Annotated in this window: 21 protein-coding genes; all 21 read left to right on the plus strand. The window is 72.0% G+C overall.

Annotation, left to right across the window (positions count from 1 at the left end; all coding sequences use genetic code 11):
* Window positions 1-18 precede the first annotated feature (18 nt).
* The 21 genes from mraZ to dnaE all read left to right on the plus strand — a co-directional run bounded on the left by mraZ (window position 19) and on the right by dnaE (window position 25,535).
* Complete coding sequence (mraZ, locus tag G448_RS0101225; protein ID WP_026406485.1) at window positions 19-450, plus strand: division/cell wall cluster transcriptional repressor MraZ; 432 nt, start codon at window positions 19-21, stop codon at window positions 448-450.
* A 242-nt stretch (window positions 451-692) separates the two neighbouring features.
* Complete coding sequence (rsmH, locus tag G448_RS0101230) at window positions 693-1,853, plus strand: 16S rRNA (cytosine(1402)-N(4))-methyltransferase RsmH (protein WP_026406486.1); 1,161 nt, start codon at window positions 693-695, stop codon at window positions 1,851-1,853.
* Window positions 1,850-2,296 carry a cell division protein FtsL gene (gene ftsL, locus G448_RS0101235; RefSeq protein ID WP_026406487.1) on the plus strand — a complete coding sequence of 149 codons (447 nt, stop codon included), beginning with the start codon at window positions 1,850-1,852 and terminating at the stop codon, window positions 2,294-2,296. The genes rsmH and ftsL overlap by 4 nt, the downstream gene beginning before the upstream one ends.
* Before the next feature lie 7 nt (window positions 2,297-2,303).
* On the plus strand, window positions 2,304-4,118 hold the full coding sequence (locus G448_RS0101240) for a peptidoglycan D,D-transpeptidase FtsI family protein (RefSeq protein WP_026406488.1): 1,815 nt from the start codon (window positions 2,304-2,306) through the stop codon (window positions 4,116-4,118).
* Between the two features lie 170 nt (window positions 4,119-4,288).
* Window positions 4,289-5,899 (plus strand): UDP-N-acetylmuramoyl-L-alanyl-D-glutamate--2,6-diaminopimelate ligase, encoded by a 1,611-nt coding sequence (locus G448_RS0101245; RefSeq protein WP_026406489.1) that lies wholly within the window; start codon window positions 4,289-4,291, stop codon window positions 5,897-5,899.
* Window positions 5,896-7,386 carry a UDP-N-acetylmuramoyl-tripeptide--D-alanyl-D-alanine ligase gene (locus G448_RS0101250; RefSeq protein ID WP_034493950.1) on the plus strand — a complete coding sequence of 497 codons (1,491 nt, stop codon included), beginning with the start codon at window positions 5,896-5,898 and terminating at the stop codon, window positions 7,384-7,386. The genes G448_RS0101245 and G448_RS0101250 overlap by 4 nt, the downstream gene beginning before the upstream one ends.
* Window positions 7,383-8,471: a phospho-N-acetylmuramoyl-pentapeptide-transferase gene (gene mraY / locus G448_RS0101255; RefSeq protein WP_026406490.1), complete on the plus strand. Its 1,089-nt coding sequence runs from the start codon at window positions 7,383-7,385 to the stop codon at window positions 8,469-8,471. Before G448_RS0101250 ends, mraY begins: the two co-directional genes overlap by 4 nt.
* A gap of 81 nt (window positions 8,472-8,552) precedes the next feature.
* Complete coding sequence (murD, locus tag G448_RS0101260) at window positions 8,553-10,043, plus strand: UDP-N-acetylmuramoyl-L-alanine--D-glutamate ligase (RefSeq protein ID WP_026406491.1); 1,491 nt, start codon at window positions 8,553-8,555, stop codon at window positions 10,041-10,043.
* A complete protein-coding gene (locus G448_RS0101265; protein WP_245572125.1) occupies window positions 10,040-11,563 on the plus strand; it encodes a peptidoglycan glycosyltransferase FtsW in 1,524 nt (507 codons plus the stop codon). The genes murD and G448_RS0101265 overlap by 4 nt, the downstream gene beginning before the upstream one ends.
* Window positions 11,556-12,860, plus strand: coding sequence for a UDP-N-acetylglucosamine--N-acetylmuramyl-(pentapeptide) pyrophosphoryl-undecaprenol N-acetylglucosamine transferase (locus tag G448_RS0101270; protein ID WP_026406493.1), 1,305 nt, complete (start codon window positions 11,556-11,558; stop codon window positions 12,858-12,860). Before G448_RS0101265 ends, G448_RS0101270 begins: the two co-directional genes overlap by 8 nt.
* Entirely contained in the window at window positions 12,860-14,353 is a 1,494-nt protein-coding gene (gene murC, locus G448_RS0101275; protein ID WP_034493952.1) for a UDP-N-acetylmuramate--L-alanine ligase, read from the plus strand. Before G448_RS0101270 ends, murC begins: the two co-directional genes overlap by 1 nt.
* 2 nt (window positions 14,354-14,355) lie before the next feature.
* Window positions 14,356-15,300: a cell division protein FtsQ/DivIB gene (locus G448_RS0101280; protein ID WP_342663518.1), complete on the plus strand. Its 945-nt coding sequence runs from the start codon at window positions 14,356-14,358 to the stop codon at window positions 15,298-15,300.
* Window positions 15,301-15,551: 251 nt separating this feature from the next.
* A complete protein-coding gene (gene ftsZ, locus G448_RS0101285) occupies window positions 15,552-16,835 on the plus strand; it encodes a cell division protein FtsZ (protein WP_026406496.1) in 1,284 nt (427 codons plus the stop codon).
* Window positions 16,836-16,839: 4 nt separating this feature from the next.
* Complete coding sequence (locus G448_RS0101290; protein WP_026406497.1) at window positions 16,840-17,616, plus strand: purine nucleoside phosphorylase YfiH/LACC1 family protein; 777 nt, start codon at window positions 16,840-16,842, stop codon at window positions 17,614-17,616.
* Between the two features lie 117 nt (window positions 17,617-17,733).
* Window positions 17,734-18,213 (plus strand): cell division protein SepF, encoded by a 480-nt coding sequence (locus G448_RS0101295; RefSeq protein ID WP_026406498.1) that lies wholly within the window; start codon window positions 17,734-17,736, stop codon window positions 18,211-18,213.
* A gap of 15 nt (window positions 18,214-18,228) precedes the next feature.
* Window positions 18,229-18,519 (plus strand): YggT family protein, encoded by a 291-nt coding sequence (locus G448_RS0101300; protein ID WP_026406499.1) that lies wholly within the window; start codon window positions 18,229-18,231, stop codon window positions 18,517-18,519.
* A gap of 240 nt (window positions 18,520-18,759) precedes the next feature.
* Entirely contained in the window at window positions 18,760-19,395 is a 636-nt protein-coding gene (locus G448_RS0101305) for a DivIVA domain-containing protein (protein WP_026406500.1), read from the plus strand.
* A gap of 151 nt (window positions 19,396-19,546) precedes the next feature.
* Entirely contained in the window at window positions 19,547-20,311 is a 765-nt protein-coding gene (lspA, locus tag G448_RS14650; RefSeq protein ID WP_084436192.1) for a signal peptidase II, read from the plus strand.
* Window positions 20,308-21,225 carry an RluA family pseudouridine synthase gene (locus tag G448_RS0101315; protein WP_026406501.1) on the plus strand — a complete coding sequence of 306 codons (918 nt, stop codon included), beginning with the start codon at window positions 20,308-20,310 and terminating at the stop codon, window positions 21,223-21,225. The genes lspA and G448_RS0101315 overlap by 4 nt, the downstream gene beginning before the upstream one ends.
* 37 nt (window positions 21,226-21,262) lie before the next feature.
* Window positions 21,263-21,922: a GNAT family N-acetyltransferase gene (locus G448_RS14655; protein WP_084436194.1), complete on the plus strand. Its 660-nt coding sequence runs from the start codon at window positions 21,263-21,265 to the stop codon at window positions 21,920-21,922.
* Window positions 21,923-21,932: 10 nt separating this feature from the next.
* The gene (gene dnaE, locus G448_RS0101325) at window positions 21,933-25,535 is read left to right on the plus strand and encodes a DNA polymerase III subunit alpha (protein WP_026406502.1); all 3,603 of its coding nucleotides are present in this window, start codon (window positions 21,933-21,935) and stop codon (window positions 25,533-25,535) included.
* Window positions 25,536-25,576: the final 41 nt, after the last annotated feature.

The raw sequence follows: 25,576 nt of genomic DNA on the forward strand, positions 1-25,576 counted from the left end.
GGGAAGGAGGGACGCCCGATGTTCCTGGGCACCCACGCCCCCCGTCTCGACCAGAAGGGACGGCTGATCCTCCCGGCGAAGTTCCGGGATGAGCTGGCCGGGGGAGTGGTCCTCACCCGGGGGCAGGAGCACTGCCTCTACGCCTTCACCGCCGCGGAGTTCGAGCGCATGTACGCCCAGCTGCGCGAGGCTCCTCTCGCCCAGAAGCAGGCGCGCGACTACGTGCGCGTCATGCTGTCGGGCGCGGACTCCCAGATCCCGGACAAGCAGGGACGAATCACCCTGCCGGCGCCCCTGCGCGCCTACGCCGGACTGAGCCGGGACCTGGCCGTCATCGGCGCCGGTGCCCGCGTCGAGATCTGGGACGCCGAGGCCTGGCAGACCTATCTGGCCGCGCAGGAGCAGGTCTTCGCCGACACGGCCGAGGAGATCATCCCCGGCTTCTTCTGAGTCGGCGTCCCACGGCCGCGCGGACAACCGCATATCGCTCATATCGCTGCCGAGCCCCACGGCTCCATCGCCATGCGGCCCCGTCCCGTGAGGTCTCCGCCCGCCGCAGCGTCCGACGTCACTTCCCCGGCGCCGGAACGCGCGGGAGGAGTCCTGGCGGGACGGAGCCGGGCCGGCTCGGCCGCCCGCATCCGCCCGCGCGCCATCCAGACCCCGCACGATCGACCAGGAAGGAGGGGACGGTGAACAAGACCCGGACGACCGCCGACGGCGACTCCGCCGGTCGCGCCCGCGGCGCCGCACCGCCGGCTCGGCCCGTCACCGCGCTCGACGCGGCGCAGATCGCCGATCTTCACGCACCCGTCCTCCTTCGGCGCTGTCTCGACCTGCTCGCCCCGGCCCTGACCGGGCCCGGCGCCCCCGTCCGCCCGCTCCTGATCGACTGCACGCTCGGCATGGGCGGGCACAGCGAGGCGGCGCTGGAGCGCTTCGAGAGCCTCATGGTCGTCGGGATCGACCGGGACCCCGAGGCGGTCTCGCTGGCGAGATCCCGTCTCAGCCGCTTCGGCGGGCGCTTCCGGGCGGAGCGCGCCACCTACGATCGCGTCGATGCCGTCGCGCGCCGGGCCGCCGAGGCGGCCGGACGGCGGGACGGGACCGTCGACGCCGTGCTCATGGACCTCGGCGTTTCCTCCCTCCAGCTCGATCGCGTCGAGCGGGGCTTCTCGTACTCGCGCAGCGCGCCCCTCGACATGCGCATGGACCAGTCCGGCGGGTGCACCGCGCAGGACATCCTCGACGGCGCCGACGAGGACGAGCTCGCTCGCATCCTGCGGACGTACGGCGAGGAGCGCTTCGCCCCGCGCATCGCCGCGGCCATCGTGCGCCGGCGCGAGGCGGGCGATCCGGTCGAGTCCACCGACGCCCTGGCGGATCTGGTGCGCGCCTGCGTGCCGGCGGCCGCCCGCCGCACCGGCGGGCACCCGGCCAAACGGACCTTCCAGGCCCTGCGCGTGGCCGTCAACGGCGAGCTCGAGCTCCTCGAGCTCGCCGTGCCCCGGGCGCTGAACTCCGTGCGCGTCGGCGGCCGCGTCGTCATCGAGTCCTACCAGAGCCTGGAGGACCGCGTCGTCAAGCGGGCGCTCGCCGCGGGGGCCCGCCCATCGGTCCCCCGGGAGCTCCCCTTCGTGCCCCGGGAGGCCCTGCCCTACCTCGAGCACGCCACCCGCGGGGCGGTCAGGGCCGACGGCGACGAGCTCGCCGACAACCCCCGCAGCGCATCCGTGCGGCTGCGGGCCGCCACCCGCATCCGTCCCGCCCGCGAGGCCCCCGCACCGGAGCCCGCCCCCGGACCCCGCACCCATCCCGCCAGAACGCCCGCACAAGGAAGGAGAGGCAGATGAGTACAGCAGCGGCTCGAGTCCGCCGTCCACGTACCGACGACATCGCCCCATCCGGTCGGCGCTCCACGGCGCGCGACCAGGTCAGACAGTCCAGGGAGCGGCCCAGGCTCCACGTCGTCCGGGGCGTCGCCCCGGCCCGGGCCACCATGCCGTTCCTGCTGGTGGTCGTCGCGATCCTGGTGGGAGCGCTGGCGGCGTCGATGCTCCTGAACGCCAAGATGGCGGACACGGCCTACAAGATGAAGGCCGCGCAGGTCGAGCTCAACGTCCTGAACGACCACATCGAGACGGTCCGCTCGGACGTCCAGGAGGCGTCCTCCCCCGACTCGCTCACGTCGCGGGCCTCCGAGCTGGGCATGGTCCCGGCCGCGGCTCCAGGCGTCGTCGACCTGTCCGACTCGACCCTGTCCGGCGGAGCCGCCGCCACGGACGACTCCAAGTAGGGACTCCGTGAATCCCAGTCGCCGACAGGCCCTTCAGCTCATGGGCCTCGCCGGGTTCACCTCCCTGGCCGGCCGCACCGCCTGGCTCCAGATGGTCTCCGGTCCGGAGCTGGCCGCCAGGGCCAAGGCCGAGCGCACCGTCACCTGGGTCAACCGCGCCCCGCGCGGTGACATCCTCGGGCGCGACGGCACGATTCTCGCGTCCTCGGCCGTCTCGTACGACATCGGCGTCAACCAGCTCAAGATAGCCCAGTACGAGCGGACCGAGGACCGCACGGACCCCGCCACCGGGGAGGAGACGAAGGTCGTCATCGGCCACGGCGCGGCCGCCGCCGCCAAGCAGATGGCCGAGGTCCTGGGCGTGAACGCCCAGGACCTCGGGGCCTCGATGGTGGGGGACTCCCCCTACGTCGTCGTCGCCGAGGCCGTGTCCCCGGACACCTGGCGGCAGATCAAGGCGCTCGGCATCCCGGGCGTCGAGCCCGACCAGCGCACCCGTCGCACCTATCCCGCGGGGACGGTGGCGGGCAACGTGCTGGGGTACACCTACGAGGGCGACGGTCGCCTCCTCATCGGCTCCGCGGGCCTCGAGCTGACCCAGAACGAGCAGCTCATGGGCGTCGACGGCGAGGGCAGCGTCGAGATCGGCAAGACCGGGGCCATCATCCCCACCGGCGAGCAGGAGGAGATCGACGCGGTCCCGGGGACGACGGTGCGCACCACCATCAGCCCGGATCTGCAGGCCATCGCCCAGGAGTCGATAGACGAGGTCGTCACGGCCCAGGGCGCCGACTGGGGGTGCGTGGTCGTCATGGAGCCCGCCACCGGCAAGCTGCTCGTTCTGGCCGACTCCAACGCGGTCGACCCGGCCGACGTCGAGGCCACTCCCGAGGCGGATCGCACCGCCCGCAGCGTTCAGGCGATCTTCGAGCCCGGCAGCGTCGGCAAGGTCATGACCTTCGCCGCCGCGCTGGAGGAGGGTGCGATGAGGCCCGAGGACTCGTGGACCGTCCCCTACACGTGGACCTCCTCCACCGGGCAGACCTTCCGCGACTCCCATGAGCACGGGGTCCAGCGCCTCACCAGCGCCCAGGTGCTGGCCGAGTCCTCCAACGTGGGCACCGTGCAGATCGGCGAGAGGCTGTCGAGCGAGGTGCGTCACTCCTATATCGAGCGATTCGGCTTCGGCAGCCTGACCGGCATCGAGATGCCCGCCGAGTCGGCCGGCATGCTCGGCGCCGCCGCCGATTGGGACGATCGGACCGACTACACCACCATGTTCGGCCAGGGCTTCGCGGGGACCGCGCTCCAGGCCGTCCAGGTGCTCGCGACCGTGGCCAACAAGGGAGTGCGCGTGGCCCCGCGCGTCATCGACGCGTGGATCGACCCGGCGGGCGGGCGGACCCCTCAGTCGCAGTCGGAGGGGGACCGCGTCATCTCCGAGAGCGCCGCCGCGGCACTCACGGAGATGCTCATCGGCGTGACCCAGGAGGGGGGCACCGCGGAGGCGGCCTCGATCGACGGCTACCTGGTGGCGGGCAAGACCGGCACCACCGAGATCCTCACCGAGGACGGCACGGTCGCCTCCTTCGTCGGCTTCACGCCGGCGCGCGACCCCGCCATCGCCGTGGCCGTCATCGTCTACCGGCCCCGGGACACGTACGGCGGCACGGTCTCGGCCCCGGTGTTCCGCAAGATCGCGCTCGCCACGATGCACTCCCTGGGGATCGCGCCCGACCCCTCGGTCGTGGCGACCCGGGCGGCCGCGCAGGCCGATGCCGAGGCCGCTCACGCCGCCGAGGCCGCCGGGGGCCACGGCTAGCCGTGCGTCGCGGCGTGACGCGCCACACGCGAGCCCCTCCCGGTGTGGGAGAGCGCACCCCGTGGCGGTCACGTGGATCGTGACCAGGGCGTAGCCTTCGACCTGCGCGGTCCCCTGCACGTTCCGACGGCGGAAGCCGTCACTTTCCGGCCACGATAGATTGAGGAACCATGAGCAACCACGCGTACGAGTCGGCTGCCGCGCTGCGCCCCCACCACAGCGCTCCGGTCACTGCGAGGGACCTCGCTACGCGCTTCGCGCTCCGCGCCGCCGGGGCCGATGCGCCCGACGGGCTCGCCGTGGGCGGAGCGAGCGTCGATTCCTCGGACGTCCGCCGCGGCGAGCTGTTCATCGCTCTGCCCGGCTTCGCCCATCACGGCGCCGAGTTCGCCCCCGAGGCGGTCGCGGCCGGCGCCGCCGCGGTCCTCACCGACGACGCCGGTGCGGCCATGGTCCGCGACTCCTGCCCGCAGGTGCCCGTGCTGATCACGGACGACCCGCGCGCCGTGGCCGGTCCGCTGTCGGCCGAGGTCTACCACCACCCCGCCGAGCGGCTGACGACCACCGCGGTCACGGGCACCAACGGGAAGACCACGACCTCCTACTTCAACGACGCGATCCTGACGGCCCACCTGGGCGCGTGCATGGTCGCGGGGACGGTGGAGCTGCGCGTGGGCGGGCTGTCGATCGAGTCGCCCCGCACCACCGTGGAGGCGCCGGTCCTGACGCGGATGATGGCCCTGGCCGTGGAGGAGGGCGTGGGGGCGGCCAGCCTGGAGGCGTCCAGCCACGCGATCGTCCTGCACCGCCTCGACGGCACCGTGGTGGATGTCGCCGGCTTCACCAACCTGCAGCGCGACCACCTCGACTTCCACAAGACCATGCAGGGCTATCTCGACGCCAAGGCCCGGCTCTTCGCCCCCGAGCACGCCCGTCGCGGCGTCATCTGCGTCGATGACCAGTGGGGGGCCCGGCTCGCCGACCGCGTCGAGCGGGCCGGTCTCATCCCCGTGGATCGCGTGCGGGCCTACCCCGGCGGCGGGGACGGGGACGCCCCCGCCGACTGGTGGGTCGGCGACGCCGCCGTGTCGATGACCGACTCCGCCACCACCTTCGTCCTCCACGGCCCCGACTCCGAGCGCATCGAGGCCTCCTGCCCGCTGCCCGGACTGGTCAACGTCCAGAACGCCGCCCTCGCGCTGGTGATGACCATGCGCGCGGGCGTCCCCGCCGAGACCGCCGTGGCCGCCCTCGCCTCCGCCCACAACATCCCCGGGCGCATGCAGCGCATCACCCGGCGCGACGGGGTGCGCGGCACCTGCATCGTGGACTTCGCCCACACGCCCGACGCCATGGAGCTGGCCCTCAAGGCCATCCGCCAGATCACCCCCGGCCGCCTCATCGTCGTCTTCGGCTCCGACGGCGACCGGGACCGCGGCAAACGACCCATGCTCGGCGAGGTCGCGGCCCGTCTGGCGGACGTCCTGATCGTCACCGATGAGAACCCGCGCAGTGAGGACCCGCGGACGATCCGCGACGCCATCCTGTCCGGGGTGCGCTCGGTGCGCCCCGACCTGGCCGACGTCGAGGAGATCACCACGTGGCGCGGCGACGCCGTGCGCCGCGGCGTCGAGATCTGCGGGCCGCAGGACACCGTCGTCGTCACCGGCAAGGGCCATGAGCCCTTCCAGGAGGTCGCGGGGGACTTCATCCGCTACAACGACGCGCCCGTCATGCGTCAGGCCGCCGAGGCCAAGTGGGGGCCGGTGACACCCGCATGATTCCCCGCTCCCTGCCCCGGATCTCCTCCCTCAGCGGCGGCGCACTCGTCGGCGGCGCCGACGGGCCCGCCGATCCCCGGGCCGTCACCCGTGTCGTCACGGACTCCCGCAAGGCCGGTCCCGGCGCCCTGTTCGTCGCCATCGCCGGCGAGCGCACCGATGGCCACGCCCACGTCGGTCAGGTCGCCTCCGCCGGGGGCGCGGCCGCCCTGGTGAGCGATCCCGACACCGCCCGCTCCTCCCTGGCCGCAGCGGGGCACGACCCGGACGCGTTCCCGCTCCTGGTCGTCCCCGACACCGTCGAGGCGCTCGGCGAGCTCGCCCGCGGCCACCTGGCCGAGCTGCGCGGGCGCGCCGCCGCCCGCGGCGATGCGCTCGCGGTCGTGGCCATGACCGGGTCGGTGGGCAAGACCACCACCAAGGACCTCACCCGCCAGCTCCTGGCCGCGCAAGGACCCACCGTCGCGCCCATCGCCTCGTTCAACAACGAGGTCGGGTTGCCCCTGACCGTGCTGGAGACCGACGAATCGACCCGCTACCTCGTCCTGGAGATGGGTGCCTCCGGCCCCGGGCACATCGACTACCTCACCAGGATCGCGCCGCTGGACGCCGCCGCCGTCCTCATGATCGGTCACGCCCACCTGGAGGGATTCGGATCGGTCGACGGCGTCGCGGCGGCCAAGAGCGAGATCGTCTCCGGACTGGTCCCCACCGGGACCGCGGTGCTCAACGCCGATGACGAGCGGGCCGCGGCCATGGCCCGGCTCGCCCCCGCCGGCGTCCTGACCTTCTCGGCGTCCGGCGGGCCCGCCGACCTGCGCGCCACCGACGTGCGACTGTCGGGCGACGCCCGGGCCGGATTCGACCTGCACGCCCCCGGCCTGGCCGAGCCCCGACGCGTGCGCCTGGCTCCGCCCGGCGCCCATAACGTCGCCAACGCCCTGGCCGCCGCGGGTCTCGCGATCGCCGCCGGGGCCCCCGCGGAGGACGTCGCCCGGGCGCTGGGGGGCGCCCGGATCGAGAGCCCGCACCGCATGGACGTGAGCGACGTCCCGTTCGGCGACGGCAGCGTCCTGCTGATCGACGACTCCTACAACGCCAATATCGACTCCATGACCGCCTCGCTGGCCGCTCTGCCCGCCCTGGCGGACGACCGGCGCCGCGTCGTGGTGATCTCCGAGATGCTCGAGCTGGGGGCCTCCTCCGCGGCCGATCATGCCCGCACCGGCGAGCTCGCGGCCCGGGCGGGGACGGCCCTTCTGATCACCATCGGTCCCGGCGCCCTGCCGGCTGCGCGCGCCGCCGCGGAGGCCGGCGTCGCAACCATCGAGCTCGCCGATGCCGGCGCGGCGCTCGCCCTGCTCGACTCGCCGGACTGCCCGCTGCGCGACGCGGACGTCGTCCTGGTCAAGGGGTCCCACGACTCCGGCGCCTGGCGCGTCGCCGACCGTCTCAAGGAAGGCCTCAAGGAGATGGACGCCCGATGACCGCGATCTTCGTCGCCGCCGCCGTCGGCATGCTCGTCACACTGCTCGGCACGCCGCTGCTGATCCGATTCCTCCATCGGCGCGAGTACGGTCAGTTCATCCGCGAGGACGGGCCGCAGGGCCACTTCACCAAGCGCGGCACCCCCACGATGGGCGGCCTGGTCATCATCCTGGCGGCCGTGCTCGGCTACGCGATCGCCAACCTGATCGAGCTGCGCCTGCCCCGTGCCAGCGGGGTCCTGCTGATCTTCCTCATCGTGGGACTGGGGCTGATCGGATTCCTCGACGACTTCGAGAAGATCTCCAAGGAGCGCTCGCTGGGGCTGCGCGCCTGGCAGAAGATGCTGGGGCAGGCGTTCATCGGCATCACCTTCGCCGTGGTGGCCCTGCGGTTCTCCGACCGCTACGGCCTGACCCCGGCCTCCACCCGCGTGTCCTTCGCGCGCGACACGAACCTCGATCTGGCCTTCGCCGGAGCGGGCCTGGGCCTGGTCCTGTTCATCCTGTGGGCGAACTTCCTCATCACCGCCTGGTCGAATGCCGTCAACCTCACCGATGGGCTCGACGGGCTGGCGGCCGGGTCCTCGGCCATGGTCTTCGCCGCCTACACGCTCATCGGCGTGTGGCAGTCGAACCAGTCGTGCTTCTACAGCCACCACGCCATCGTGGCCACGCTGTGCTATCAGACCCGGGACCCGCGCGACCTGGCCATGATCGCCGCCGCCCTCATGGGCGCTTGCTTCGGCTTCCTGTGGTGGAACGCGTCCCCGGCCAAGATCTTCATGGGCGACACCGGCTCCCTGGCCCTGGGCGGGGCGCTGGCGGGCCTGTCCATCCTGAGCCGCACGGAGTTCCTCGCCGTCATCCTCGGCGGGCTATTCCTGGCCGAGGTGCTCAGCGACGTCATCCAGGTGGCGTCCTTCAAGTCCACGGGCAGGCGCGTCTTCCGCATGGCGCCGCTCCACCACCACTTCGAGCTCGGCGGGTGGACCGAGGTCAACGTCGTCATCCGCTTCTGGATCGTCGCGGGGGTCTGCGTCGTGGTGGGGCTCGGCCTGTTCTACACCGAGTACCTCGTATCCTGATCCGCCGGGGGCCCACGGGCGCACCGCCTCGTCATCGCACTCCTCACCGCAACTCACCGCAACCTAGGACCGAGATCACCAGTGACTACCGCCGACGCCATCTCCCTCGAGGACCTCGCCGGGGCCCGTGTCGGCGTCGTCGGCGCCGGCCGCACCGGGCTCGCCGTCATCGAGGCGCTGTCCGACCTCGGCGCGCGCATCCACCTGCTCGACACCCGCTCGGACGCGGCCGATGCCGTGACGGCGCCGCTCGAGCGGGTCACCGTCGGCGACGACGCCGCCCTGGCCGACGCGCTGGCGCAGTGCCGTCCAGATCTGCTCATCGTCTCCCCGGGGGTGCCGGCCACGGGGCCGGTCCTGACCGGCGCCCGGCGGGACGGCACCCGGGTGTGGAGCGAGATCGAGCTCGCCTGGCGCCTGCAGCGATCCACCCGCCCCGAGGTGCCCTGGATCGTCGTGACGGGGACCGACGGCAAGACCACCACGGTCGGCATGCTCTCCGCCGTTCTCACGGCGGCGGGGCTCAACGCCCCGGCCGTGGGCAACATCGGGGCCCCTGCCGTCACCACAGTCCTGGAGGGCCGGGCCGATGCCATGGCCGTCGAGCTGTCCAGCTTCCAGCTCCACACCACCCGCACGCTCAGTCCGCTGGCCGCGGCCTGCCTCAACCTCGCTCCCGATCACCTGGACTGGCACGGGGGACTGGCCGCCTACGGCGCGGACAAGGCCCGCGTCTACGCGCGGACCCGGCGCGCGGCCGTCTACAACACCGCCGATGCCTCGACCAGGGCCATGGTCGAGCGGGCCGACGTCGCCGAGGGCTGCCTCGCCGTCGGCTTCACCCTGGCCGTCCCCGCCCTGGGGCAGGTGGGCGTGGTCGAGGATCTCCTGGTCGACCGCGCCCTGCACGCCGGGCGACGCGGCGCCGGTCTGCCGCTCGCCTCTCTGGCCGACCTCGCCCACCTGGCGCCCGGCGGCGAGGCCGGGCGGCTGCCCGACCACGTGGTCGCCGACGCCCTGGCCGCGGCCGCCCTGGCCCTGGCCCATGACGCCGTCGCCGCCGATCCCGGCGCGATCGCCGAGGGCCTGCGCGCCTTCGCCCCCGGTGCCCACCGCATCGTCACCGTGGCCCGGGGCGGCGGCGTCACCTGGGTCGATGACTCCAAGGCCACCAACCCGCACTCGGCCCAGGCCGCTCTGACGTCCCTGCCCGCGGGCACCGGCGTGTGGATCCTGGGGGGCGACACCAAGGGCGCCTCCTTCGACGAGCTCGTGCGCGCGGTGCGCCCCGCCCTGCGCGGTGCGGTCGTGATAGGCAGGGACCAGACCGACGTGCTGGCCGCCCTTCGCTCTCAGGCGCCGGAGCTGGCGGTGACCCGTGTCCCCGATGGCGACGGGGCCTCGGTCATGAGCGGCGCCGTCGCGGCGGCGGCCGCCATGGCGCGGCCCGGCGATACCGTCATGCTCGCCCCGGCCTGCGCCTCGTGGGACCAGTTCAGCTCCTACGTCCAGAGGGGCGATCTGTTCGCCGACTCGGCTCGCGCCCGCGTCCGGGGCCGGGGGACGCCATGACGGCGCGTTCACGACGCCGCTCGGCGCGCGGGGGCGGGACGGGACGCAACGGCCGTCCGCGTCCCGAGCGCGCCCGGGGGAGGGCGAAGGCTCCGACGACCGATCCGACGGCCGCGTCGAGGCCCGCTTCGAAGACGGAGGGCTCCGCGGGGGCGGTCCCGGGCACGGCTCCCGAGCGCGCTCGGGGGGCGGACGCCGCGAAGAGCCCCGCGGCCCCGGAGAGCCCCGCGGCACCGGCGAGTCCGGCGGCCCCCGCCTCCCGCGGAGCGCGGACGCGCTGGAACCGGGTGCTGGGCGGTGACGGGCCCCGACCGGGCGAGCCCGCCACGCTGACCTACTACGCCCTGCTCCTGTCCACGCTCTTCCTGCTCCTGTTCGGGCTGGTCATGGTCTTCTCGGTCCAGTCGGTGACCGTGGCGGCCCAGGGCCAGGACGCCTTCACCGAGTTCGCGAAGTACCTCGTCTTCGCGGTCGTCGGCCTGGCGGGCATGGCCGCCATCGCCCGCGCCCCGATGCGCGTTCTCAAACGGATGGCGGTGCCCGCTCTGGTGGTCGCCAGCCTCGGGCAGCTCCTCGTCTACGCCCCGGGCGTGGGCAGCTGCGTGGGCGGCAACTGCAACTGGGTGCGCGTCCCCGGCATCGGCACCATTCAGCCCTCGGAGTTCATCAAGCTCGCCCTGTGCCTCTACCTGGGGGTCATGATCACCACCCGGCAGGACATCGTCCGGCCGGGAGTCGATACGTGGCGCAAGTTCGCACGCCTGGCCGGGTGGGTCTTCGCACCGGTGCTGCTGGCCATCGTCCTCGTCCTGGGCGGTGGGGACCTGGGCACCGTGGTCGTTCTGGCGCTGCTCGTGGCCGGGGCGCTGTGGATGGGCGGGCTGGGGTGGCGCTGGTTCGCGGCCCTCGGCGCCCTCGGGCTGGGCGGCTTCGCGCTGCTGTCGGCGCTGTCGGCCAATCGACGCGCCCGCATCATCGCCTGGTGGCACCCGGACGGCGCGGATCCGCTCGACGTCGGGTACCAGCCCAAGCACGGGCGCTGGGCCCTGGGCACCGGGAGCTGGTGGGGCGTGGGGCCGGGCTCGTCCCGCCAGAAGTGGGGCTACCTCACCCAGGCCGACTCCGACTACATCTTCGCCGTTCTGGGCGAGGAGTTCGGCCTGATAGGCACGCTCATCGTCATCGCCCTGTTCGCCGTCATCGGATGGTGCTGCGTGCGAATCATCCGGCGCTCCCACTCCTTGTACGTCTCGGTGGTCACCGGCGGTCTCATGGCCTGGATCGTCGGGCAGGCGCTGATCAACATGAGCGTCGTGGTCGGTCTGCTGCCCGTGCTCGGCGTGCCCCTGCCGCTGATCTCCAAGGGCGGTTCTGCCCTGGTCTCGGTGCTCCTGGCCGTCGGCGTGCTGCTCGCCCTGGCCCGTCACGAACCCGGCGCGCCCGAGGCCCTGCGCGCCAGCGGTGCGGCCGTGCGCCGTACTCTTGCCGTCATCGCCCCCCGCAGGAGGAACCGTGCCTGATACTCATCCCACCGGTGCGTCCGGGAGCGCCCCCGCCCCGTCGACGCGCCGTCCGCTGCGCGTGCTGCTGGCTGGAGGCGGCACCGCCGGACACGTCAACCCGCTCCTGGCCACGGCCGCCGCGTTGCGCGACCCGTCGACGGGCGGGGACGAGCGCGCCGAGATCCTCGTGCTGGGCACCCGGGAGGGACTGGAGGAACGTCTCGTGCCCGAGGCCGGCTACGAGCTCGCCCACGTCCCCAGGGTGCCGATGCCGCGCCGCCCCACGGGCGACCTGTTCATGCTGCCGCGTCGGCTGCAGAGGGCCGTGGCCGCCGCCGGGGAGGCCATTGCCCGCGTCGATGCGCAGGTCGTCGTCGGCTTCGGAGGCTTCGTGTCGACCCCCGCCTACCTGGCCGCCCGGCAGGCGGGGGTGCCCGTCGTCATCCACGAGCAGAACGCCCGGCCAGGCCTGGCCAACAGGCTGGGCGCGGGCTGGGCCGCGGCGGTCGCCCTGACCTTCGCCTCCACACGCCTGAAGGCCTCCAGGGGACGCACCGAGGTCACCGGTTTGCCCCTGCGCCCCGCCATCGGCGCCCTCGTGGCGGAGCGGGCCGACGCCGACGGCGCCGCCCGCGCTCGCAGCGCGGGCGCGGCGGCCCTGGGCCTGGACCCCCGGCTCCCGACCCTCCTGATCACCGGCGGCTCCCTGGGAGCGCAGCACCTGAACGAGGTCATCGCCTCGTCGTTGCCGCGCCTGCCCGCCGAGCTCCAGGTCCTCCACCTCACCGGCCGCGACAAGGACGAGCCCGTGCGCGCCGCCCTGGAGCGGGCCGTCGCCGAGGGCGCCTGCGCCCCCGACCTGATGGACCGCTACCACGTGCTGGACTACCTGTCCGCCATGGAGCGGGCCTACGCCTGCGCCGACGGCGTCATCTGCCGCTCCGGCGCGGGCACGGTGGCCGAGCTGACCGCCCTCGGGCTGCCGGCCCTCTACGTGCCGCTGCCCATCGGCAACGGCGAGCAGAGGCTCAACGCAACCGACTGCGTCGCCGCCGGCGGAGGCCGTCTCGTCCTCGACGGCGACCTCACCGCGGATGACATCGTGTCCTTCACCGATCTGCTGGCCGACGCCGAGGCGCGCACCCGGGCGGCCGAGGCGGCGGCCTCGACCGGCGTGCGCGACGCCGCCGCCCGTCTGGCGGCGCTGATCCGCTCCACGGCCGCGGGGCCCGGGCCGGACGCGGGCCCCGAGCCCGTGCACGACATCGATTCCAACGATTCCGCGGGGAGCCCCGCGGACCAGGAGGCCGAGTGATGAGCGCGCCCGAGTCGATCGACATGAACGGGAGGGCCTTCCACCTCATCGGCGTCGGCGGCGCCGGGATGAGCGTGCTCGCCCAGCTCCTGGCCGAACGCGGTGCCGCGGTCACCGGCTCGGACGCCGTCGGCGGCGACGCCTTCGACCACCTGCGCGATCTGGGCCTGGCGGTCGCCCGGGGCCATGACGCCGACAACGTGCCCGCCAACGCCACCGTTGTGGTATCGACCGCCATCAAGGAGACCAATCCCGAGCTCGTCGTCGCTCGCGAGCGCGGGCAGGAGATCGTGCACCGCTCCCAGGCCCTCGCGCTCGCGGCCCGGGGGCGCGCCTTCGTGGCGGTGGCCGGGGCTCACGGGAAGACGACCACCTCGGGCATGCTCGCCCAGGCGCTGTCGGTCGCGGGGGAGGACCCGTCCTTCGCCATCGGCGGCGTCGTGCGCGACCTGGGCACGGGTGCCCATCTCGGGGCTGGTCGCGCCTTCGTGGCGGAGGCCGACGAGTCCGATCGTTCCTTCCTCAACTACGACCCCTACCTGGCGATCGTCACCAATGTCGAGCCCGATCACCTCGACAACTACGGGACTCCCGAGGCGTTCGAGAGGGCCTTCCTCGACTTCGCGTGCAATGTCCGGTCCGGTGGCGGCCTCATCGTCTGCACGGACGACGCCGGGGGCGAGCGCCTGGCGCGAGCCGCGGCCGCGCGGGGCGTCCCGGTCACGACCTACGGCACCGCCGCCGGCCCGGGCCCCGAGGGACGGCTCGGCGCCGCCCACGGGGCCCACGTGCGCGTGGAGATCACCGGGCGCCGCGCCGACGGGACCAGTGCGCTGCTGACACTGCGGAGCGACCGGTCGGAGCGTCCCGGCGATCGCGCCGTCACCGGTCCGATCGCCCTGGAGCTCGCCGTGCCCGGTGATCATGTCGCCCTGGACGCCGCCGCCGCCTGGGCCGCCGGACTCGAGCTGGGCGTGGCCCCCGAGGCCATGGCCCGTGCTCTGGGCGCCTTCGGCGGAACCGGACGCCGTTTCGAGGAGCGCGGTGAGGTCGCCGGAGTGCGGGTCATCGACGACTACGCCCACCATCCCACCGAGATCGAGGCGTTGCTGGCCACCGCCAGGGAGGTCGCCGATGCCCGAGGGGGTCGCGTCCTGGCACTGTTCCAGCCGCACCTGTTCTCCCGTACCCGCGCCTTCGCCGATCGTTTCGGCGCCGCCCTGGGACGCGCCGACCTCGTTGTCGTGACGTCCATCTACCCCGCGCGCGAGACTCAGGAGGACTTCCCGGACATCACCGGTGCCACGGTCGCCGACCGCGTCGAGGGGGTCGGCGCCCGGTACGTGGCGGACCACGTCGAGGCCGCCCGTGCCCTGGCCGACGCCGCCCGGCCCGGTGACGTCCTGCTGACCATCGGCGCCGGGGACGTGACCCGGCTCGGCGCCGTGATCCTCGAGCGGCTCGGCACCCGGCGGGACCGCTCCCCGCGGTGATGATGAGGAAGCCGAGAGCGCCGCGACCCGGGACCACCGGCGAGTCGCAGAATGCGCCCGATGATCCCGGAGCGGGAGGGGGACGGGCGAGCTCGGGTCGCGACCTGGTCCCTCGTCCCCGCCCCGAGGGGCGGGCGGGAGGATCCCTGACCGTCTTCGGCCGCCGCGCCCCGACGCCGGCTCGCGCCGACCGGCGCGACCCCCGCGATCCCGTCGTGTCGACCGGGCTGACCGATCGGCTCGCCGAGCGCCGCCGCGCCGGTCGCGTCCTGCTCCTGCGGCGTCTGGCGGCGCTGCTGGCCCTGGGGGCCGGTGCGGCCGTCCTGGTGTGGGCGCTCGTCTTCTCGCCTCTGCTCGCCCTGCGCACCGCCGACATCGTGGTCTCCGGCTCCGACGGGAGCGTCGATGCCGGAGCCGTGCAGGAGGCGCTGTCCGATCATGCGGGAACGTCCCTGGTGCGCCTGGACGCGACCGCGCTCGGCGACGAGGTCGCGGACGACCTGGTTCGCGTGAAGTCCGCCACCGTGACGCGGTCGTGGCCCCACGGGCTCGCCGTCGCGCTGACCATGCGGGTGCCCGTCGCGCAGCACCGGACCGACGCCGGCTACGAGCTCCTCGACGGCGAGGCCGTCGTGCTGGAGACCACCGACCAGCCTCGGCCGGACCTGGCCGAGATCACGGCCGATGACGACTCGACCCTGACGCAGGAGCAGGTCGGCGCCGTCGCTCAGGCCGTGGGGAGCCTGGATGAGGCGACTCGCGCGCAGGTGGCCTCGGGCAGTGCGACGACGACCGGGCAGGTCACCCTCATGCTGAGCGGCGGCGCTCGTGTGGTGTGGGGCGACGGCACCGATGCGGCCCTCAAGGCGGCGGTTCTCGCGGTGCTGCTGGGGCAGCCGGCCTCCACCTACGACGTCTCGAGCCCGCACAGCCCGACGACGTCCTGAGGCGGTTCGCGGATGCCGGGGGCAAGCCCCTCGGGCGGGCGTTCCGCGAGCGTGCGGCGGCGAGCCCGGGGGCGTCCGAGGAGTGTCGCGCCCGTGGGAGAACACGCCGAGGCCAAATACGACGACGGCGCCCGCACGCCCCATAGCGTTGCCCATGTCATCGGCAGAATGACATAAGTATAAACCTTAACTTGAGGTTGAGGGTTGAGGGGAGTCCCACGGGGCTCGGCACGAACTCGCGGAGGCAGACAGTGGCGGAATCGCAGCACTACCAGGCAGTCATTAAGGTGGTGGGCGTTGGCGGTGGCGGCGTCAACGCCGTCAACCGCATGATCGAAGCCGGACTGCGCGGCGTCGAGTTCATCGCCGTCAACACCGACGCCCAGGCCCTGCTCATGTCGGACGCCGACACCAAGCTCGATATCGGCCGCGACCTGACCCGGGGACTCGGAGCCGGGGCCGATCCCTCCATCGGCCGCAAGGCGGCCGAGGATCACGAGGACGACATCCGCGAGGCGCTCGAGGGCGCCGACATGGTGTTCGTCACCGCCGGCGAGGGGGGCGGCACGGGGACCGGTGCGGCGCCCGTCGTCGCCAGGGTCGCCCGCGAGCTGGGGGCCCTGACCATCGGTGTGGTCACCCGCCCCTTCATCTTCGAGGGTCGGCGTCGTGCGGCCCAGGCCGAGGACGGTGTCGCCAATCTGCGTGCCGAGGTCGACACCCTCATCGTCATCCCCAACGACCGCCTCCTCCAGATCGCCGACAGGAACATCAGCGTCGTCGACGCCTTCAAGCAGGCCGACCAGGTTCTCCTGCAAGGTGTCCAGGGCATCACCGAGCTCATCACCACCCCGGGGCTCATCAACGTCGACTTCAACGACGTCAAGTCGGTCATGCAGGACGCGGGAAGCGCGCTCATGGGCATCGGCTCCGCGACCGGGGAGGGGCGCGCCCTGTCCGCCACCGAGCAGGCCATCGCCTCGCCCCTGCTCGAGTCGTCCATCGAGGGCGCCCACGGGGTCCTGCTGTTCTTCCAGGGCGGCTCCGATCTCGGCCTGTTCGAGATCTCCGAGGCCGCCAACCTCGTGCGCGAGGCGGTCCACCCCGAGGCCAACATCATCTTCGGCAACGTGGTCGACGGGGCCCTGGGCGACGAGGTGCGCGTGACCGTCATCGCCGCCGGCTTCGACGAGGAGCCCCTGCCCAGCGCCCGGACCGAGCCGGTCCCGAACCTGGCGAAGGCCGCGGCGTCCGCCACTCCGTCCACCCCGCCGTCGGCGGGCCCCGCATCCGTCTTCGCCCCGCGAGGGGGGGCGCACGCCGCCGAGAACCCCGTCGTGCGACCCGTCGTCCGCCCCTCGCCGCCGGTCGGCAGCAGGCCCGCGCCCGCCCCGTCCTCGCCACCGACCGCCGGCGAGGTCCCCGCCTACGTCGACGACTCGCTCCCGGAGGCCGGGCCGGAGCTCGATGTCCCGCGCGTCATCGGCGTGGACGCCGAGAAGGACGAGATCGACCTGCCCGACTTCCTGCGCTAGCGCCGTGAGCCCCATCGGCCTGCTGGAGGTCGTACTGGGTCCGTGCGCGCGCGGGTGCTTCACCACCCGCGGCGCAGGGGAGGCGCGCGCGCCTCGGGATGATCCGTACGCGGGCCTCAATCTCGCCGCCCACGTCGGGGACGATCCCGATCGGGTGGCGCGCAACCGCCACCGTCTCGCCGGCGCGCTGGGGCTGGACGATGACGACATCGCCTGGATGAACCAGGTCCACTCCGCCACCGCGGTCGTGGCGCGGCGCGGTTGCCTCCCCACGGCGGACGCCCTCGTCCTGGTGCGTCGGGACCCGAGGGCCCCGCGGGCCGCAGGGGTGCTCGTCGCCGATTGCGTCCCGCTGCTGCTCGCCACGAGCGACGGCGCCCTCCTGGCCGCTGTCCACGCGGGCAGGAAGGGCATGCTCGGCGGTGTCGTCTCCGAGGCGCTGGCGGTGTTCGCCGCCCGCGGAGCGCGGCCGGCGGACATATGGGCCGCGATCGGCCCGACGGTGTGCGGCGCCTGCTACGAGGTGCCCGAGGAGATGCACTCGGCCGCGGCCGCCATCGAGCCCGAGTGCGCGACGACGACGCGCTGGGGAACGCCCGGGCTCGACGTCGCCGCGGGAGTGCGCGCCCAGTTGAGACGAGAGGGTATCGGCCATGTCACTGGCGGCCCGTGGTGCACGATGGAGGATCGGCGGTTCTACTCCTATCGGCGCGACGGCGTCACCGGTCGTATCGCCGGAGTCGTGATCGCGGCGCCCCCTCGGGCCGTCATCGAAGAGTGACTCGCTCGGGATCGCCGGGCCGGGACACGCCGCGACGAATCATCAGCCCCTCTCCCAAACGCCGATACCGTCGGCATGTCCGGACTGCTCAGGGTCCGGACGGAGAAGGAGCACACCATGAGCGCGCTGCGCAAGATGACGAACTTCCTCGGTTACTCCGAGCCCGCTGAGGACGCTTATGAGGGTGGTTACCAGGCCGAGGCCCCTTACGACGACGAGTACGCGCCCGCCGAGGAGACGTACGACGAGCCCTACGATCGCGCCTACGACCATGCCTACGAGGAGTCCGACTCCCCCGAACCGGTGGCGGCCCCGGATCTGCGTCGCATCGTCACGGTCCATCCCTCCACCTACAACGAGGCGCGGGTCATCGGCGAGTCCTTCCGCGATGGTGTGCCGGTGATCGTCAACCTGACGAATATGAACGAGTCCGATGCCCGTCGCATGGTCGACTTCTCCGCGGGACTGGTCTTCGGTCTGCACGGGGCCATCGAGCGGGTCACGCCGCGCGTCTTCCTGCTGACGCCCGCCTCGGTCGACATCGACGGCGGCGCCATCGCCGCCGAGGCGAACGGCCGTTTCTTCAACCAGAGCTGAGGGGGGAGCGGGACGGTGATCTCCGCCATCGCCTCGATCGTCTCGAGCCTGCTCTACCTCTACCTCCTGATTCTCCTCGTGCGCGTCGTGATCGACTGGGTGCAGATGCTCGCTCGGGGCTGGCGCCCCACCGGAGCGCTGCTCGTGCTGGCGAACCTGGTCTACGGACTCACCGATCCGCCCCTGCGGTGGCTTCGGCGCGTGGTCCCGGCGCTGCGCCTGGGGGGCGTGGGCATTGACCTGAGTTTCCTGGTCCTCTTCATCGGCATCTCCATCGTCCAGCGTCTCCTGGCAGCCCTGGGTTGAGGCGCTTCGCTACCCGCTGATCAGTCGTGACACGCTCCTCGTCCGGCTTATTCCAACAGCGGAGTAATGGGCTGCAAGTCGCATGATTAGGCGCATTGAGCGAGCTATCGATATCGCACCGTGACGTGAGGTGGCGCATCCAAAGTGGCCTGAACCTCGAGTTCAGGTACTCTATCCGTATGAGTGACCGGTTGAACCGGTGACCGTGACATCTTCCGTAACGACACCGAGGTGACGACCATGACGCTGCTGACGGCAGACGACGTCCTCAACAAGAAGTTCCAGGCGACCAAGTTCCGCGAGGGCTACGAGCAGGACGAGGTCGACGAGTTCCTCGACGAGGTTGTTGAGGCGATGCGCCAGCTGGAGGCCGAGAATGCCGATCTCAAGGCCAAGCTCGATGCCGCCAACAGGCGTGTGGCCGAGCTCGGCGACACGGCTGCGCGCGGAATCTCCGAGACCACCGTCGTGGAGCCGGTCGTCCAGCAGCAGGAGCCCCCGGTCGCACCGGTCGCCCCGGTGATGACGCCTCCCGTGTTCCAGCAGGGCGCTGCTGGAGGAGAGGAGCCCACCGCCGCTTCCGGCATGCTCGAGCTGGCTCAGCGCCTGCACGACGAGCACGTTGCGAACGGCCGTGCCGAGGGCGAGCGCATCATCGGCGAGGCCCGTGCCACCGGCGAGCAGATCGTCCGCGAGGCCGAGGACCAGCGCAATCGCACCCTGGCCCAGCTCGAGAAGGAGCGCTCCGGTCTTGAGCACAAGATCGATGAGCTGCGCCGCTTCGAGTCCGACTACCGCACTCGGCTCAAGAGCTACCTGCAGGGCCTCCTGTCCAACGTCGAGGACGGCGAGGAGGCGACCGCCGCGGGCCTGTGAGGCCGGCTGCCCTGGACGAGCACGCCCCGGCGGCGCGTGTTCGCGGGCGTGATCGATCACCATCGTTCGAGGGTGGCGACCCTTCGCGGGTCGTCGCTCTCGGTCGTTTCGCCCAGTCGCCCGCATTGATGCCCGTTGACATCAAGGAACCATGAGTCAGATGCCCGAGCCCGCATCCACTGGCGCTCCCGAGCCGAGCGCGTTCGCCGTCGGCGACCGCGCCGGCCGACGGCGCACTCCGGGACCGGCGCGGGTGCGCCCGCCGAGGCCCAGTCGCTGGATCATCGTGCTGTGGTGCCTCGCGCTGAGCGTCGTCGTCGTCGATCAGCTGACGAAGGCCTGGGCGGTGAGCGCCCTGACGGGCTCCCGCCGCATTGATGTGCTGGGGCACTGGCTGGGGCTCGTGCTGGTCCGCAATCCCGGTGCCGCATTCTCTTTCGCCACGGGCCAGACCTGGGTCTTCACCGCCGTGGCCGTGGTCGTGACCGTGATTGTGCTCCGGGTGTCGCGACGGCTGGGATCCATGTGGTGGGCGGCCACTCTCGGTCTTGTGCTGGGGGGCGCTGTTGGTAACCTCATTGACAGGCTCGCCCGGGATCCGGGGATCTTTCGCGGGCACGTCGTCGACTTCATCGACTATGGTGGCCTGTTCGTCGGGAATGTCGCTGATATCGCCATTGTCGGTGCAGCCGCGGCCATTATGGCCCTATCGGCCGCCGGGTTCGAGATCGACGGCACGCGGGCCGGGGAACCGGGCGAGGAGCGGGCTTCCGCGGATCGCGGGCCCGTCGACGGCGGTCGGCGCCTGGGCGCCCGTCCGGTTTCCGGTGTCGCCGAGGGCGGCGCTCCGGGGGCGCCGTCGGGGACGAGCGCCGACGGAGCGGAGGACGAGGAGCTCGGAGGCGGGCGGCCGTGAGCCCGAGGCTGCTTCCGGTGCCCGATGGCCTGGTGGGGGAGCGGATCGATGTCGCCCTGTCCCGGATGACCGGACTGTCGCGCTCGAAGGTCGGCGAGCTGTGCTCGGCGGGCGCGGTCCGCCTCGACGGGGCGCCGGCCGGCAAGTCCGAGCGGGTGACGGCGAGCGCCGTGATCGAGGCGGAGCTGCCCGATCCCCGTCCCGTCGAGCCCGCGGCGACGCCGGTGGCGGGCATGGGGCTGCTCTACGAGGACGAGGACATCGTCGTCGTCGATAAGCCTGCCGGCGTGGCCGCCCACCCGTCGATGGGCTGGGACGGTCCCGACGTGCTGGGCGCGCTCAGGGCGATGCGAGTGCGGGTGGCCACCTCCGGGGCGGCCGAGCGCCGTGGCATCGTGTCCCGGCTCGACGTGGGCACATCCGGCGTCATGATCGTGGCCAAGGGGGAACGGGCCTACTCCGTCCTCAAGCGCGCCTTCCGGGAGCACGCGGTCGATAAGACCTATCACGCGGTCGTTCAGGGCCATCTCGATCCTCCCAGAGGCACCATCGACGCCCCCATCGGCCGTCACCCGGGTCGCGAGTGGAGGATGGCGATCATCGACGGCGGACGCGAGTCGGTCACGCACTACGACGTCATCGAGGTCATGCCCCGGGCGTGCCTGGCGCAGGCGCGTCCCGAGACCGGTCGCACCCATCAGATCCGCGTCCACATGGCGGCCGTCGGCCACCCGTGCGCGGGGGACGCCACCTACGGCGCCGATCCCGTCATGACCGCTCGAACCGGCCTCGGCCGTCAGTGGCTGCACGCCCGCGAGCTCGGCATCGCCCACCCGATCACCGGGGAGCGGATGACCTTCCGCTCCGACTACCCGGACGATCTCGTCCGCGCCCTCGACGTGCTGCGATCATGACGTCCACCACCCGTCCCGGGACCGAGAGGAGCCGGCAGTGCCGCTGTCCGCAACGCACCCCGGATTCCCGGAGCTTCTGATCGCGCCCGTGGGGGCCGTCGTCGAGCCGTGCCGCTTCGAGGCCTGCGCGGGCGACGCGACGGGCCCGGCCGCGGACGCCGTCCGCGCCGGTGCGGCCGGCGTCCGCCTGGAGGTCTTCGTCGGGGAGCAGGACGTGCCCTTCGCCCTGGAGATCGATGCCCGTGATGATCTGGCCACCACGATCCACATGCTCGCCCGAGGAGCGGATGGGGCGCCGCTGGCCGCCGGCCGCATCCTGCTGGACCCCGGGCATCCGGGCGTGGTGCACCTGGGACGGCTGGCCGTGCGTCGCGCCTGCCGCGGTACGGGGCTGGGAGCCCGGATGGTCGCCGCGATCGAGGCCGCCGCGTGCCGTCGGGCGGCGGTGCCCCGGGAGGGCGCCCGCCCGGCCGTCACCGTGATCCTGTCCGCCCAGGAGCAGGCGATGGGCTTCTACGCCCGCTGCGGCTACACCGTCCTGACCGGCGAGTCCTACCTGGACGCGGGCATCCCCCATCAGGACATGGCCCATACGGTCGTCCTCCCCTCCGACGACCCCGACGGCGCATCCCGGGAGCGCGGGAACGACGTCCTGCGAACGGCTCGGCGGGGCGGGGCTCCGCCGTCGGGCCCCTAGGATGGGTCCCATGACGGAGACGAGCAGCACGGGCAACCGGGAAGCACCCAGGGACGACTTCGTCCACCTCCACGTCCACACCGACTACTCCATGCTCGACGGCGCGGGCAAGATCAAGGACTACGTCGCCGAGGCCGAGCGGCTGGGGCAGCCCGCCCTGGCGATCACCGACCACGGCTACATGTTCGGCGCCTACGAGTTCTACTCGGCCGCCAAGGCGGCGGGCATCAAGCCGATCATCGGCGTCGAGGCCTACATGACGCCGGGCACCTCCCGCTTCGACAGGACGCGCGTGTTCTGGGGCGATGAGTCGCAGCGGAGCGACGACGTCTCCGCCCGCGGCTCCTACACGCACATGACCCTGCTCTCGCGCACCGACGAGGGCCTGCACAACCTCATGCGGATGGACTCCTACGCCTCCCTGGAGGGCCAGTGGGGCAAGGCGCCCCGTATTGACCGCGAGCTGCTCTCCCGCTACTCGGCCGGCCTCATCGGCTCCACCGGCTGCCCCTCCTCGGAGGTTCAGACGCGTCTGCGCCTGGGCCAGTGGGACGAGGCGCTGCGCGCCGCCGGCGAGCTGCAGGACATCTTCGGCAGGGAGTTCTTCTACGTCGAGCTCATGGATCACGGCCTGGAGATCGAGCAGCGCGTCACCAAGGATCTGCTGCGCCTGGCCGAGAAGCTCGGCGCACCGCTCCTGGCGACCAACGACTCCCACTACGTGCGTCCCGAGGACCGCACCGTTCAGGACGCGATGCTGTGCATCAACTCCGGATCGGTGCTCACCGATCCGGATCGCTTCAAGTTCGATGGGGACACCTACTACCTGCGACCCGGTCGCGAGATGCGGGAGCTCTTCCGGGAGGTGCCGCAGGCCTGCGACAACACCCTGCTGGTGGCCGAGCAGTGCAACGTCCACTTCGCCACCGTCGATGAGGGCGCCTCCTTCATGCCGGCCTTCCCCGTCCCCGAGGGGGAGACGATGGAATCCTGGTTCGTGAGCGAGTGCTGGAAGGGCATGGACAGCCGTTTCCACGGCGACATCCCCGAGGACTGCCGCGCGCAGGCCGAGTACGAGATCGGCGTCATCACCCAGATGGGATTCCCCGGGTACTTCCTGGTCGTGGCCGACTACATCAACTGGGCCAAGAGCAACGGCATTCGCGTGGGGCCGGGGCGCGGCTCCGGCGCCGGGTCCATGGTCGCCTACGCCATGGGCATCACCGAGCTCAACCCTCTCAAGCACGGGCTCATCTTCGAGCGCTTCCTCAACCCCGAGCGCATTTCCATGCCCGATATCGACGTCGATTTCGACGAGCGCAGGCGCGACGAGGTCATCGAGTACGTCAAGCACAAGTACGGCTCGGACAAGATCAGCCAGGTCGTCACCTACGGCGTCATCAAGGCCAAGCAGTCCCTGAAGGACTCCAGCCGCGTCATGGGCTACCCCTACGCGGTGGGCGATCGGCTGACCAAGGCCATGCCGCCGACCATCATGGGCAAGGACATCTCCATCAAGGGGATGTTCAACCCCGATGACGAGCGCTACGGGGAGGCGCAGCAGTTCCGCGAGCTGCACGCCGAGGACCCCGACGCGCAGAAGATCGTCGAGCTGGCCCGGGGGCTGGAGGGCATGACCCGCCAGTGGGGCGTTCACGCCTGCGCCGTCATCATGTCATCGGCGACGCTGACCGACATCATCCCCATGATGCAGCGCCTCCAGGACGGCGCCTACATCACCCAGTTCGACTACCCCACCTGCGAGCACCTGGGCCTGCTCAAGATGGACTTCCTGGGGCTGCGCAACCTCACGGTCATCTCCGACGCCCTGGAGGGCATCGTCGCCAACGGCAAGGAGCCGCTGGACATCGACCACGTCGAGCTCGACGACCGGGCCACCTACGAGCTGCTCTCGCGCGGGGAGACCCTGGGCGTCTTCCAGCTCGACGGCGGCGGGATGCGCACCCTGCTGCGCCTGATGAAGCCCGACAACTTCGAGGACATCTCCGCCGTCGGCGCCCTCTACCGGCCCGGTCCCATGGGGGCGGAGTCCCACACCAACTACGCGCTGCGCAAGAACGGCCTGCAGGAGGTCGTCCCGATCCACCCCGAGCTCAAGGACGCCCTCGAACCGATCCTGGGAACCACGCACGGCCTCATCGTCTACCAGGAGCAGGTCATGAAGATCGCCACCGACCTGGCGGGCTTCTCCATGGGCAAGGCCGATGCGCTGCGCAAGGCCATGGGGAAGAAGAAGATGGACATCCTGGCCACGATGTTCGTCGAGTTCGAGGCCGGCATGGTTGAGGCCGGCTTCTCCAAGGAGAGCGTCAAGACCCTGTGGGACGTCGTGGTGCCCTTCGCCAAGTACGCCTTCAACAAGGCCCACTCGGCGGCCTACGGGGTCGTGTCCTACTGGACGGCCTACCTCAAGGCGCACTATCCCACCGAGTACATGGCGGCGCTGCTGACCAGTCAGAAGGACAACAAGGACAAGCTGGCCGTCTACCTGGGGGAGTGCCGCCACATGGGCATCACGGTCCTGCCCCCGGATGTCAACGCCTCCCGCGCCCAGTTCTCCGCCGACGGCGAGGACATCCGCTTCGGCCTGGCCGCCGTCCGCAACGTCGGCCTCAACGTCGTCGATGCGATCGTGACGGCGCGAGAGTCCAAGGGCGAGTTCGCCTCCTTCGAGGACTTCCTCGACAAGGTCCCGGCCGTGGTCTGCAACAAGCGCACCATCGACTCCCTCATCAAGGCCGGCGCCTTCGACACCCTGGGGCGGTCCCGGCGCTCCCTGCAGGCCTGTCATGAGGAGTTCGTCGACGAGATCATCGGCGTCAAGCGCAACGAGGCCGCCGGCCAGTTCGATCTGTTCGCCTCCATGATGGGCGACGGCGGCGGCCCGGGCGGGACCGACGACCCCTTCGGGTCCGGTCCGGTCTTCTCCTCGGAGGTGCCCGATCTGCCCGAGTGGGACAAGAAGGACAAGCTCGCCTACGAGCGCGACATGCTCGGCCTGTACGTCTCCGACCACCCGTTGCTGGGGCTGGAGGGCGTGCTGGGCAAGCTCGCCGACACGGAGATCGCCGACCTGGTCGAGGACGAGGAGCGCCCCGACGGCGCCATGGTCACGATCGCCGGGCTCATCACGGGGCTGACCCGCAAGACCACCAAGCAGGGCAACCTGTGGGCCATCGCCCAGATCGAGGATCTCGGTGGGAGCATCGAGGCGCTCTTCTTCCCGAGCACGTATCAGACCGTGTCGACGATGCTGGCGCCGGACACGGTGGTCACCGTGCGGGGGCGCCTCAACCGGCGCGACGGGCAGGTGGCCCTGTACGCCCAGGAGATGACTCTCCCGGACGTCTCCAGCGCGACTCACGAGGCGGTCACCATCACGCTGCCGACGAACCGGTGCACCGCTCCACTGGTCGAGAGGTTCAAGGCGGTGCTCGAGAACCACCCGGGCATGTCGACCGTGCGTCTCAACCTGACCAGTCCCGGCCGGGAGGTGCGCACGCAGCTGGACTCCTCGTTGCGGGTCGAGGCGAGCGCGGCCTTCTACTCGGACATCAAGGCGCTGCTCGGGCCCGGATGCCTGAGATCCTGACGGCATTACGACGTCGAGCGGTTTTCGCCCCGAGCGATGCC

Origin of the sequence: Actinomyces gerencseriae DSM 6844 (assembly GCF_000429265.1) — a bacterium.
GTDB lineage: Bacteria > Actinomycetota > Actinomycetes > Actinomycetales > Actinomycetaceae > Actinomyces > Actinomyces gerencseriae.